Here is a 13812-nt window from a genome sequence, read left to right as displayed (position 1 = left end):
GATATAGGGATAAATCTGAAACTGTGCGTATTAGAAATCCTGTTTTGATATTGTTGCAAAATCTGTGGCTATCATCAGATTGAGTCTTTGTATTGCCAGCAGACTTGATATTGATAAATCTCATTAGTCAGTAAGTTATCAGCATGGACACTAGGGCTCCATGAATCATCACCACCCACCCCCATATGGAAACCATCGATATTTAGCCAGGTACCTGCTTCAGACCTCAGTAAGTGCTGATGGCTGGCTGCCATAAGTTGCTGAGTGCTGTAACGGCTGATACCAAAATGGAATTGACCTGTTAACTGCCAATTCCCATAACTCAACATCCTGGTGTTACAACGCAGTCCATTTTCACTGGGGAATATGTAGGGAGTATGCATTTGGTCAAGCGGTTGCGACCAATGACTATGCTGTGCTGATAGCTGACGGTCAGGATAATTTTCGTGAGGTCCTAATCCTAGCCAATCAACATTTTCATAAACATCAGATAATTGGCAACACATACCGACTCTTGCTAAAGAGGGTAGTGAAGTTGCTACTTGGACTCGGACATCAATAGTCATGCGCCCTTGTTGATCAAACCGGTATAACCAATGAGTATGTAATAATTGTTCTTGGGCAAACTCGTAGATATATTCTGCGCTGATTTGTATGGTCTGAGACAATGTATCTGCATGTAGTGATAAACAACGTTGCTCCAGTTGATACATTCCCGCTTTTTTCCAGCGTTCAACCCAAGCATTTGGATCAATTCGCGTTGTTTCACTGATACCAATATCGTTATCTAGCGGCGCACGAACAAATTGATCTCGCAACGGGGTCAGTAACCTGTTTTCCCCCTTAACACACCATTGTTCAAGTAATCCAGTTTGACGATTAAATTGCCAGTGTTGTTGCTGATGCGTCACCGTAATATGCTGTGTATCTTGGTGCAACTCGAGCTTATTGGACGTAGCTGAACCAATTAAGCCGCGATCTAAGAACGCTAAAGGGTGTGGTAAACGCCATTGGAACCAAGCGCAACGATGATTACTTGGTGACCATGGTGTCTCTTCTCGCTGTCTAACCTCAATATTTAACCATAAGTCACCTGGCCCACTGATAGCGGGTAACCGCTCAGTTAGGGTGAAATATTGAGTGCTTTCAGGTAATAGGGCTAACGGGAAACTCCCTTCCAGAACTGATTTACCCGCTAATTCGATGCGCCAGTACAGATGTTCGTTGTCACTGTTTCTGAACAGGTATTCACTGGTCACATTGATTACCAGTGGTGAGGTGCTAACCAAGGAGAATTGGAAGAACTGCTGCGCGCATTGCGCCTCATACAAACTGGGGTGAGGGGTACGGTCTGGGAAAACCAATCCATTCATACAGAATTGGCGATCATTGGGGCTATCGCCAAAGTCCCCGCCATAAGCCCAATAAGGCTGACCATTCTCATCATTACGAGTAAGGCTTTGGTCGACCCAATCCCAAACGAATCCACCTTGTAGCCGGGGATATTGGCGAAACGCTTGCCAATAGCGGGCAAACCCACCAAAACTGTTCCCCATAGCATGGGCATATTCACACAGAATCAATGGGCGAGATTCATTCGGTAGGCCGATCCATTTCTTAATGGCCCACTTCGGCACCGCTGGGAAAGGTTGATCCTCATCTACGCGGGCATACATGGGGCAAACAATATCGGTAGCCTGAGTATTCGCACCTCCCCCCTCATATTGTACCGGGCGCGTGGGGTCATTGGTTTTTATCCAACGATAGAGTGCATCGTGTGTGGCACCATGACCAGATTCGTTACCCAATGACCAGATAATAATGCAAGGGTGGTTACGATCACGCTGAACCATCCGCGTAACTCGTTCACTAAAAGCGGAAAACCACTGTGGGTCATCTGCCAACCGCCCCATAGGTTGCATCCCATGAGTTTCAATATTGGCTTCATCGACAACATATAAGCCATACCGATCGCACAGGCGATACCATAGTGGATGGTTGGGATAATGTGAGCAGCGTACGGCATTAAAGTTATGCTGTTTCATCAGAATGATATCTTGCAGCATGCTTTCTTCATCAATAGCTTGCCCTGTTTGTGGGTGATGTTCATGACGATTTACCCCTCGAATCAGTACTGCTTTGCCATTGATTTTGAGCAAACCTTGATGAATGACGACTTGCCGGAAGCCAACATCATAGGCTTCTGCTTCTATCAGCTTTTGCTGATTATCTAACAGCGAGACGACAACTCTATATAGCGTAGGTTGTTCCGCGCTCCATAATAAAGGATCTTCTACTCGCAAGCTCAGATGAGTGCGGTCGGTATAATGGCCTCGCTCGTCAATTGGCTGAGTACTCAGGGGGTGTCGCAAACTGGTGACTAACGAATCCGCTAGCCAGAGTTGAACCTGGATTTGATAGGCTCCCGTTACTTGTGAGTTATTAATATCGAGTGGAGGAATGTTAACGGCGGCCATTACCTCTAAATGCGCGGAGCTAAATTCTGGTGATAAATGCGTAGTGACGTGAATATCCCGCAAATGAATATCTGGTTTGTGCAACAGGCTGACATCGCGAAAAATTCCGCTCATTCGCCACATATCCTGATCTTCCAGATAGCTACCATCACACCAACGCAATACGAGAACAGCAATACGGTTATTTCCAGCTTTCAAATATGGCGTGAGATCAAACTCCGCGGGTAGGCGGCTGTCTTGGGAATATCCGACCCACCGGCCGTTGCACCAGAGATAGAAAGCGGAATTTACGCCATCAAAAATAATGCGAGTTTGACCTGATACAAGCCAGTCAGGCTCTAAGGTAAAATTATATGAATAGCAACCGGTTGGGTTATTTTTCGGTACCCGCGGTGGATCAACGGGAATAGGGTATTGCACATTAGTATAAATCGGGATGTCATAACCGTGGAGTTGCCAATTGGAAGGCACTGGCATAGATACAGCTTCTGATAAATCGTGATCAACCCACTCATCAGGTACGGATTCTGGTTGGATAAAATAGCTGAATGACCACTGTCCATTGAGTCGCTGCCTTTGCGAAGAAGGCGCATCATTTTGAGCAGCATCGAGATGACGCCAACTGTAAAATGGCGGGTGTGCTTCCAGGCGGTTGTACTGTGTTATCTGCGGATTTTTCCAATCCCGGCGAAACAGAATCTGCGATAGGGCTGGTGTAGCCTGCTGTTTAACTTCTTGCTGTGCCGTCATAATTTCAGCCTTATCTCTTACGAAAGTTATCTTGCTTGCGCTAACACTATTAGTTAGTCATGAAAATGTATTAACCATGAAAATGTTATGCGCTCACAATTTTAATGACATCAAGATGGGTTCAGCTGAAAGTAAAGTAAATAGCGGTTGGTTAAATAGTCGAGAGTGATCGCATTTATTCGTTTTTGTGGTGCGTGGGATTAACAGATGCAGTGGTCTGACGAATTATCAGCTCAGTTGTTAATGATAACGAGTGAGAAGTCGGCTCAATGGTTTGGTGTAACCTGACGATTAGGCGGGACACACACTCTTCTCCTAATAACTTGAAATTTTGCCTGATTGTGGTCAGTGGCGGCTCGAAATATGCGCTGTCTGCTGTGTCGTCATAACCGATAACAGAAACCTCACTCGGAATATCGACATTAATTTCATGCAGAGCACGCAGAACACCCAGTGCCATTTGATCGTTAGCAACCAAGATGGCGCTAAATGGGGTATTGTTGGCAATCAATTTCTGTGTTGCCTGATAGCCACTCAATGCACTCCATTCACCATAGTAGACTGCTTGCGGTGTGAGTGAGGCATTATTCAATGCCTGCAACCAGCCCTGATGACGTAATTGGGCTGAAATAGCGTCTTTGGGCCCGCAAATGAGCACTATTTGCTGGTGGCCTAATGCAATGAGATGGTTGGCACCTTGAATGGCGCCTATTTTAGGATCAAATAGAACACTGAATGCAGCAGACTGTGGGTCTACATCAAGAAAAAGCACCGGAGTATCAGCGCATTGGTCGGCAATTTTCTGACTGCGTTTGGGCTTTAAAGGAACATTGACTAAAATCCCATCAACACGTTGAGCCAATAACTCGTTTATAGCTTGCTGGCAGGCGTGTTCGCTATGGTCATCGACCATAGCAATGACCACATTATACCCCAGTTCACCGGCTTTTCTTTTTACTGCAGCGGCTATTTGCGAGGGTGCATGCAAAGAAAGATCGGTGGTGGCGAGCCCGAGAGTCAAGCTATGTTTACCGGCTAATTGCTGCGCTACCCGATTAGGGACATAGTTCAGTTCAACCATAGCCAATTCAACTTTATGTCTGGTTTTAAGCGAGACATGAGGGGCCTGGTTTAAAACGCGCGATACAGTTTGATAGGAAACACCAGCCTGGCGTGCGACATCATCTAAAGTGGCAGACTTGGGTTTCATGTATTTCTCTTAAGGATAGGTGGTTGCTTATAATAGCAAATTCAAAGGATAAGTTTTCAGCATCAGGCTGCAAATAAAATTAAAACAGGCTATTGAAGGTTTTTTGGGCTTTGTTGATTCTCAAACCAGAATAAGCCTTAGGGAGTATTTACAATGTTTTTACTGATTATCCTGCCTAAAACCAAACAGCAAGAGTATAATAAATAGCTTTTTTGGTTTTATTTTAGTCATGTAAACAACAATCTTCAGTTTGCTTGCTAAAAAGAGTTGCTATTAAAAGCCGGTCATGAGTTAATGCGTCTCGGCCTGTGGTACAGACCTATTTATGCACGACATCTTGAGTAAAGTGGTTCATATTTAAAGCGTTATCGTTGATAGCTCTTCACTGACGAATTTCCTTCATAGTGCCTCCATAAGTAACGACTGATAACCGGCTATAACACGCCCATGGTGGCAAAATTTTTTAATAAAGGAAATACACATGTCTAACATGATGAAAGGTCAAGTAAAGTGGTTCAACGAGTCTAAAGGCTTCGGTTTCATCACTCCAGCTGATGGCAGCAAAGACGTGTTCGTTCACTTCTCTGCAATCCAAGATCAAGGCTTCAAGACCCTGGCTGAAGGCCAGAACGTACAGTTCTCTATCGAGAACGGTGCTAAAGGTCCGTCTGCAGCAAACGTAACTGCAATCTAATTGGCCTTTGGCTGATTATAAAAAAACCCGCTGAGGCGGGTTTTTTACTTTCTGGCGTTCAGCAATCAGAAATAATAAACCGCCACTTTCCTCCGTTAGCGGATCCCCCAAGCCCGCCCTTTATCAAAAACCACTATTTCCTTCTGCTTAAATATATTCATCAAAACCATACTATTGATTGAGCGTAAACCTTATCATTCTCACCTGATTCTGTACTACACTAGCAGCATTGATTTAATTGAAGGTAATGTCATGAAAGTAAATGATCGGGTGACAGTAAAAACTGATGGCGGCCCACGACGTGAAGGGGTTGTGTTAGAGGTAGAACAGTTTAGCGAAGGTATTATGTATTTGGTTTCGTTGGAAGATTATCCGGCAGGCGTCTGGTTCTTTAATGAGATTGATAGTCATGATGGCACATTTGTTGAGCCTCTCCCCAAGTAGCCTTTACAATATCTTTATCTACCGTACGTTCATTGAACGGCAATAAAAAACCGGAGGACGATGAGCGTGCCTTGCCTCCGGTTTTGTTGTCAGGTTATGCAATTATAGCTTGGCTGAAATAGTGCTAGTAATAACTCAGAAAGTCTCCCAGTTCAGCGAGTCATCAGTTGGCTTCTTATTGCCACCGGTTTTATTCTGACCTGGTGAAGTTGGGGCTGGAGTTTTAAGTGCTGGGGCAGGGTTACGTCCATTTAAATGGAATACCGCAACTGCTTGAGTCAGTATCTCCGCCTGTTGTTCTAAAGAGGCTGCCGCTGCTGACGCTTCTTGTACTAAAGAGGCGTTTTGCTGTGTCACGTTATCCATTTCAGATACTGCCTGCGCGACCTGACTAATGCCACGGCTTTGTTCATCCGAGGCAGAGGCAATCTCACCCATAATATCAGTTACATGCGTGACCGCCGTGACAATCTCGTTCATGGCCTTACCGGCATCAGAAACCAGAATCGAGCCATCGCCAATAAGATCAACTGAGACTTCGATCAGTGATTCAATCTCTTTGGCCGCATCAGCGCTGCGCTGCGCTAAATTACGAACCTCACTGGCTACCACGGCAAATCCACGGCCTTGCTCACCGGCTCGGGCGGCTTCTACCGCAGCATTCAATGCCAGGATGTTGGTTTGAAAAGCAATGCTGTTAATAACGTTAGTAATTTCAGCAATCTTCATTGAGCTAAGAGATATTTTATCCATCGTGCTAACAACATCATTCACGATGTCACCACCTTGGGCTGCCTTACCGGATGCATTCGCTGCCAATTGGCTGGCATGGTGGGCGTTTTCCGCATTTTGTTTAACGGTGGCGGTCAGTTGCTCCATACTGGCAGCGGTTTGTTCAAGTGAGGCGGCTTGTTGCTCGGTTCGTGCGGAGAGGTCTGTATTACCCAGCGCGATCTCACTGGATCCTTGATAGATAGATTCTGCACTGCTGCGGACAGCTTCAACCGTGGAGGATAATGAATCCTGCATTTGCTGAATATTATGACCTAATACGCCGATTTCATTGCGGCCAAATGGGGCTGGGCGTTGTGTTAAATCCCCTTGAGCAATGCGTTGAATCCGTTCTACCAGCCGGTTAATCGGCTTAATAATGACTTTGCTGATCACTAAAAAAGCGATTAATGTCAGCAAAATAGCGAGAATAAAGGCCCCCCCCATCAGGATGTATCCAAGGCGTGCTTCTTGCTGGGCCGACTGATTAATTTCGTTGGCGCGCTCGGTGCGATATTTAATGGCTCTTAGCAAAGGCTCGTTATAGGCATCATCTAACTGATTAAGCTTTTCTGCTTCCAGTGAGATAACTTCTTCAAAATGACCCTCTTTAGTCGCCTCCAGCATGAGTTTCATACCATCGTCGCGATACTGTTCATAGGCCTTTTTGAGGGGGCCATCCAGAGCGGTGTCCGTTTCAGATTTGATTGGGCGGTTATAGTAGAGGTCAAACATTTTTTGTGACTGAGAAATACGACTTTCAGCATTCTTCAAGCCTTGCTGGTAGCCTGTCGCATCGCCAATTCGTGCCGATGATGCTGCCTGAATTAAGATAAGGCGTGCTGTACGCAAATGGTTTGAGCTGTTAGACAGGCCCAGACGGATATCGAGTTCTTGAGTTGCTTCTTCCAGCGATTGGTTACTTTGTTTTAAAAAGTATCCAGACGTACCAATTGCCGCGGCAAATAACAGCAGTATCCCCGCCAAAATGGCGATAAACAAAGTGACCAGACGCATATTATTAACAAAAAACACTTTCGTATCTTTATTATGTTCTGGCGTTATTTTTATATCCAATGGCTTATGCGCACTTCCACGTTTCATTGTCAGTTCCGTTTCTATAGTCGCTCGAGGAAAGGTCCTTGCCCTATCTGCCCTTATATGAAGTTACATTGTGGTTGGCGGCCGAATGGCAACTTCAATGAGTTTGGGTTAAGGCATCGCTACTTAAAGTTAATCCACCCCTATGTCTGAAAAATCTCAACAGTCCTTTAAGAATCTATCGGCAACAGCCCTAAAATAGTTAGGACTATAAATGAGATCGTGATCGCAGTTTGGATTAAAGAGTCATTACATTTCTGTAATGACGTCAAGGACTTGAAAAATTTTCTCTGACGCAATATGTCTCGCGCCAGTTAGGGGGGTGTTTATTGAAGCCGCTGCACAGTAGTGTTGCCAAGGGGGGGAGGGGCGACAAGCCACCAAGGTCATTGGGTTGTCATTGATAATCTTCGGTTGCTGTACCGCTGGTTTTTAAATTGATGTCATCCGGCTTGTAAGGAGTATTAATCAATATATTGGCGGTACGGGCTGAAGATAGGTTGGCACAGTAACCGGTGTTTTGAGTCAGGCGCTGAATAAAGCCTTGTATCGCTGCTGTTGCGTGTGTTGGTAGAAATGCCTTTGGGCTATACATCCACCAGAGGTGATAGCTGCATGTTCTAACCCGCTGACTTTCCAGTGATGCCATCTCCATGCGGAGGGGAATTGCCAGTTAATCGGTTTTAACGACCAGGAAAACCACAAAGAAACCAAGCGTTGATCAACGGTTACTTGTGGGTGTAAACCGAGCTTTGCTTAATCCTCCAACCGCTAATCCTGCTGTGGTAATGGATGCACAAGCCAGCTGGGTGACGGGGAATACTGATGGCAGTTGTTTTCGCAGGTGAATAATAATGAGGTATCAGGTGAATCGGCATAACTCAAGCTGCTCCACAATTGGCAAGTCATCGTTGTCGTTTACGATACTTTCATGAAAAACTCCAGTGAGAACTTTATGTTTGCAGTGGAGCAACAAGGTGAATACTTTGCCGTATTGGTCTTATTCTTGACAAAATGATACGTGATGATGTGTGTTATTAATTTTGACATATATATGTATTGCTATTTCTATTATTTAATCACTCCAGTTGGTTTAAGTTTTGTTTAGAAATATAACCTTTACATAATTATCATTGGAAACTATACTCTTGAAAAATTTCGATGGAGAAACTAATGGATACGCAAAGTAGTAGTCAAATAAGCAAGGCAAGCTAACTCATCTCCCAACCGATTTGTTGCTTGCCGAAACATGGCGGGCAGCACCCTCTCTGTATTTCCTGAGCTGTGCATACCCTATGATTTTCTAACTCAATGATGATATTTTGAGTTTATTAGTTTGGGTTTTTATTATGGTATTTAACAGCCACGCACTCTTTCCTCCAGGCGCTAGCACACGTTATTGCTGATTGACCTTTAGGTATATATCAGCACCATGACCTGTGTGCTAAATAGCACATGATTATATCCGTGATACTTCAAGCTGCATATGCGTTGGCTGCGCTCAATAGTCCGAATCACTTACTGGTCTTGATATTAAGAAATAAGTAAGCTCATTGGGATTATCTCGCTTACCACCTTCCTGCAACTCGAATTATTTAGGGTACATTCTACCAATGATTAATTCATGGAGAGAATCATGGCGTTAACTCCTTTTGTTGTGAATTTATTACTGGCGATGTGTCTGGGCGCGTTAATTGGTGCCGAAAGACAATGGCGTCAGCGTATGGCTGGATTACGGACTAATGCCTTAGTGGCGACGGGTGCGGCCGTATTTATTCTCAGTTCCTATGCCACCTCACCTGATAGCCCAGGACGTATTGCTGCTCAAGTAGTTTCAGGAATAGGTTTTCTTGGGGCCGGCGTTATCATGCGTGAAGGTATGAATATTCGAGGCCTGAATACGGCGGCAACTTTATGGTGCTCAGCAGGGATTGGCGTGCTTTGTGGCCTGGGATTGTATTGGAATGCTGTTGCTGCAACAGCAGTTATTCTTTGCGCCAATATATTGCTACGTGAGGCTGCGCAACGTATTAATATGCAGCCTCAGCAACAAGCCGTTGATTTAGAAGTTCGTTACCGCATTCAAGTGACTTGTGGTGCAGAAGATGAAGTATTAGTTCGTACCCTTATTTTACAAGCCCTCAATGGTGTGGCATTACGGTTGCAGTCATTATGCAGTGCCGATATTGCTAAGCCTGGGCAATTAGAAGTCTGTGCTGAAATAATGGCGACACCCGCAGCACAAAAAGAAATTGAAAGTATTGTTTGCCGTGTCAGTCTGGAGCGGAGTGTTAGTGCTATTCATTGGCGCATAACTTCAGAGTTACCTGTATAAGTCAGGGAATTAATATGCTTTTTAAATTTAGCAGTCAATAAATAATGCTGACCCATGTGGTAGTAAGGAGTTGTTATGGACGATCACCCCGGAGTTAACTTAATTAGCTGCTGCTAATTAAATATAAAAATTGGCAGCGCAATAATAGTTCGGCACATTTATCTCTCAATCATTGAGCGGATAAACCCTGTGCGTTTAGAATTAAAAGAGAAGCGTTATGACCAAATTTCAAAAGACAGGTACAGCCCGTAGCAATAATAATAAGAAACCTTTTACTATTGCATTAGAGGCTAAAAATAGTTTGGATCAAACTTTGTCCAAGCTGAATGCTAATTTGAACGGACTAACAGAGGAAGATGCCAAAGAACGGTTGGAGTTATACGGTCTCAATGAAGTTGCACACGAGAAAGCACCTCCGGCACTGATTCAATTGTTAGCTGCATTTAATAACCCTTTTATTTTTGTTTTAATGATTCTGGCGGCAATCAGCTTCGTAACTGATTATTGGTTACCTTTGCAACGGGGTGAGGAAACCGATCTGGTCGGCGTTAGTATTATTGTGACGATGGTTTTAATCAGTGGATTACTGCGTTTTTGGCAGGAATACCGTACCAACAAAGCTGCCGAAGCACTGAAATCGATGGTGCGCACCACGGCGACAGTACTGCGCCGCAGCAGCCATAGTGCTCAACCGGCAAAACAGGAAATTGCCATTAAGCAATTGGTGCCGGGCGATATTATTTTATTATCAGCCGGGGATATGATCCCAGCTGATTTACGACTGATTAAATCCAGGGATTTGTTTATCAGCCAGGCAATCCTGACAGGAGAAGCCATACCCATTGAGAAATATGATGCAATGGGGGCGATAGCACCAAAATCTGTAGAGGCAGATGCCAGTAGCGAGAGTGAATTACTTGAGTTGTCGAATATTTGTCTGATGGGGACTAACGTTGCCAGTGGAACAGCAATGGCAGTCGTGGTTGCCACTGGAGGGCATACTTATTTCGGGTCGCTTGCTAAGTCTATTGTGGGCAACCGCGCGCAAACCGCGTTTGACCGGGGAGTTAACAGTGTTAGCTGGTTATTGATCCGCTTTATGTTGGTGATGGTACCGATTGTTTTGCTGATTAATGGATTCACAAAAGGCGATTGGAGCGAGGCGGCGCTATTTGCGTTGGCGGTAGCAGTGGGTTTGACACCTGAAATGTTGCCGATGATCGTCAGCTCTAACCTGGCTAAAGGCGCGATAGCGATGTCGCGACGCAAAGTGGTGGTTAAGCGGCTGAATGCCATACAGAATTTTGGTGCAATGGATGTGTTATGTACCGATAAAACAGGAACATTAACGCAAGATCGGATCATTCTTGAACATCATTTAGATGCACGTGGCAGCAATGATAGCAGAATCTTACAGCTGGCATGGCTTAACAGCTTCCATCAAAGTGGCATGCGCAATCTGATGGATCAAGCGGTTATCAAATTCAGCCGTGGTAAGCCAGAAATTGATGCTTTGCGTAGTTTCAATAAAGTGGACGAGTTACCGTTTGATTTCATTCGCCGCCGCTTGTCAATCGTGGTGAAAGATGAACAACAGCATCAGACATTGATTTGCAAAGGTGCAGTGGAAGAGATGCTGAGCATCTGTACTCACGTGCGCGAAGGTGATGATATTTATCCACTGGATGAAACTCGCCGCACCTCCTTGTTGGCATTGGCGACGCAATATAATGAAGACGGTTTTCGTGTTCTGCTATTGGCCACTCGTGAGTTGGGTACGCAACTGAGTGAATTACCTTTAAATATTGATGATGAGCGCGAGTTGGTTGTTCAAGGGTTATTGACGTTCCTTGACCCACCCAAAGAGAGTGCCGAGGCGGCGATTGCTGCATTGCGGGAAAATGGCGTTGCAGTAAAAGTACTAACGGGTGATAACCCGATAATTACGGCTAAAATCTGTCGCGATGTCGGACTGGAACCAGGTGAACCGCTGAGTGGCCTCGATATCGAGAACATGGATGATGTAACGCTGGCGCGAGAAGTGGAGTTGCGCACGGTGTTCACCAAGCTGACGCCACTGCAAAAATCACGTGTTTTGAAAATGCTGCAAAGCAACGGCCACACTGTCGGTTTTCTTGGTGATGGTATTAATGATGCCCCGGCATTGCGCGATGCGGATGTGGGGATTTCCGTGGATACGGGCACTGATATTGCCAAAGAGTCAGCCGATATTATCTTGCTGGAAAAGAATTTGATGGTGTTGGAAGAGGGGGTGATTAAAGGGCGTGAGACTTTTGGTAATATCATCAAATACTTGAATATGACCGCCAGTTCGAATTTTGGTAATGTCTTCTCCGTGTTGGTGGCCAGTGCATTTATTCCATTCTTGCCCATGCTTGCCATTCACTTACTGCTGCAAAACCTCATGTACGACATCTCTCAGCTCTCTCTGCCGTGGGATAAAATGGATAAAGAGTTTTTACGTAAACCGCGCAAGTGGGATGCTAAAAATATCGGTCGCTTTATGCTGTGGATTGGGCCAACTTCGTCGATCTTTGACATTACTACCTTTGCACTGATGTGGTTTGTCTTTGCGGCTAACAGCGTTGAGCATCAAGCTTTGTTCCAATCAGGCTGGTTTATTGAGGGCTTATTGTCGCAGACATTGGTCGTTCATATGTTGCGCACACAAAAAATTCCGTTTATTCAAAGTACAGCGGCACTGCCAGTGTTATTAACCACTGGTGTCATTATGGCGATAGGTATCTATATTCCATTCTCACCATTAGGAACATTGGTTGGGCTGCAACCATTACCATGGCAATATTTCCCATGGTTAGCCGGTACTTTAATTAGCTACTGTGTTGTTGCGCAATTGATGAAGCAGTTTTATATCCGCCGTTTCGGCAAGTGGTTCTAACAACGGACACTGACGGACGTTTATGTCATAAAGATATCCGGGGCCAAATAGGCCCCGGAATTATGATGGTTATTCATTACTGACACGAATAACCAGCTTGCCAAAGTTCTTGCCTTCCAATAAACCGATAAACGCTTGTGGTGCATTCTCCAATCCATCAACCAAATCTTCGCGGAACTTGACTTTTCCTTGCTCGACCCAAGGGGTCATCTGCTGTAAGAAGTCATCAAAATGCGGGGCATAGTCATCAAAAATGATAAATCCTTGCATTCGAATGCGTTTGCGTAAAATGGTGCTTTGCAACAGTGGTAAACGATCCGGGCCATCTGGTAATTCTGTGTCGTTATAACGGGCTATCAAGCCGCAAACCGGGATGCGAGCTCGTGGATTTAATAAGGGTAATACCGCGTCGAAAACAGCACCGCCTACATTTTCGTAATAAATATCAATGCCCGCTGAACAGGCCTTTTCTAGTTGTTGCGCAAAATCCGTTGCCTTATGATCTATGCATGCATCGAAGCCCAGTTCTTCAACGACATAGCGGCATTTTTCCGCTCCGCCAGCAATACCGATGACTTTGCATCCTTTCAATTTACCTATTTGCCCGACGACGGAACCAACGGCTCCACTGGCCGCTGCCACGACCAATGTTTCACCCGCCTTGGGCTGGCCAATATCCAATAATCCCATATAAGCCGTAAAGCCCGGCATCCCCAACACACCGAGTGCGCGTGAGGGATGGGAGAGTTGCGGCCCCAGATTGCGAATATCAGAGCCATCCGATAACGCATAATCCTGCCAGCCGCTATAAGCCAGCACCCAATCCCCAACCTGGAAGTCCGGATGTTGCGAGGCTTCAACCCGTGAGACAGCACCACCTACCATCACATCACCCACCTCTACTGGCGCGGCATAAGATGGCGCATCGCTCATCCGGCCTCGCATATAGGGGTCGAGAGATAGATAGCGTGTGCGTAGCAACACTTGCCCTGCAGCGGGTTGTGGGATGGGTTGAGTGTCTAAGGTAAAGTTTTCGTGAGTGGGCATGCCGTGAGGGCGTGATGCCAATAGAATGCGGCGATTATTGATTTTATCTTGAGTCATCGGATT

Annotated in this window: 9 protein-coding genes; 4 read left to right on the top strand and 5 right to left on the bottom strand. The window is 45.3% G+C overall.

The window, feature by feature from the left end; genetic code table 11:
• Positions 1-74 precede the first annotated feature (74 nt).
• Both ACF3VQ_RS12440 and ACF3VQ_RS12435 read right to left on the bottom strand, forming a co-directional pair.
• Positions 75-3227 (bottom strand): beta-galactosidase, encoded by a 3153-nt coding sequence (locus ACF3VQ_RS12440; RefSeq protein WP_392431216.1) that lies wholly within the window; start codon positions 3225-3227, stop codon positions 75-77.
• 175 nt (positions 3228-3402) lie between these two features.
• Positions 3403-4437: a LacI family DNA-binding transcriptional regulator gene (locus tag ACF3VQ_RS12435; RefSeq protein WP_392431214.1), complete on the bottom strand. Its 1035-nt coding sequence runs from the start codon at positions 4435-4437 to the stop codon at positions 3403-3405.
• Between the two features lie 481 nt (positions 4438-4918).
• On the opposite strand from ACF3VQ_RS12435, the gene cspE reads away from it, so the two are divergent.
• Both cspE and dsrB read left to right on the top strand, forming a co-directional pair.
• Positions 4919-5131, top strand: a complete 213-nt coding sequence (gene cspE / locus ACF3VQ_RS12430) for a transcription antiterminator/RNA stability regulator CspE (RefSeq protein WP_002210893.1) — start codon at positions 4919-4921, stop codon at positions 5129-5131.
• Positions 5132-5383: 252 nt separating this feature from the next.
• Positions 5384-5575, top strand: coding sequence for a protein DsrB (gene dsrB, locus ACF3VQ_RS12425; RefSeq protein ID WP_392431212.1), 192 nt, complete (start codon positions 5384-5386; stop codon positions 5573-5575).
• Positions 5576-5710: 135 nt separating this feature from the next.
• Here dsrB and ACF3VQ_RS12420 read toward each other — a convergent pair whose 3' ends face one another.
• Positions 5711-7450 carry a methyl-accepting chemotaxis protein gene (locus tag ACF3VQ_RS12420; RefSeq protein WP_392431210.1) on the bottom strand — a complete coding sequence of 580 codons (1740 nt, stop codon included), beginning with the start codon at positions 7448-7450 and terminating at the stop codon, positions 5711-5713.
• A 394-nt stretch (positions 7451-7844) separates the two neighbouring features.
• Complete coding sequence (locus ACF3VQ_RS12415; RefSeq protein ID WP_392431208.1) at positions 7845-8102, bottom strand: hypothetical protein; 258 nt, start codon at positions 8100-8102, stop codon at positions 7845-7847.
• A 981-nt stretch (positions 8103-9083) separates the two neighbouring features.
• Here ACF3VQ_RS12415 and ACF3VQ_RS12410 point away from each other — a divergent pair.
• A complete protein-coding gene (locus ACF3VQ_RS12410) occupies positions 9084-9782 on the top strand; it encodes an MgtC family protein (RefSeq protein WP_392431207.1) in 699 nt (232 codons plus the stop codon).
• Positions 9783-9999: 217 nt separating this feature from the next.
• Positions 10000-12702: a magnesium-translocating P-type ATPase gene (gene mgtA / locus ACF3VQ_RS12405; protein ID WP_392431205.1), complete on the top strand. Its 2703-nt coding sequence runs from the start codon at positions 10000-10002 to the stop codon at positions 12700-12702.
• 69 nt (positions 12703-12771) lie between these two features.
• Here the strand turns inward: mgtA and ACF3VQ_RS12400 are convergent, their stop codons facing one another.
• Positions 12772-13806 (bottom strand): NADP-dependent oxidoreductase, encoded by a 1035-nt coding sequence (locus tag ACF3VQ_RS12400; RefSeq protein WP_392431203.1) that lies wholly within the window; start codon positions 13804-13806, stop codon positions 12772-12774.
• Positions 13807-13812 lie beyond the last annotated feature (6 nt).

The organism is Yersinia fenwicki (assembly GCF_043099325.1).
In the GTDB taxonomy this organism is placed as follows: Bacteria; Pseudomonadota; Gammaproteobacteria; order Enterobacterales; family Enterobacteriaceae; genus Yersinia.
The sequence above is the reverse complement of the archived record's forward strand: the minus strand, read 5'-3'. Positions and strand labels throughout refer to the sequence as shown.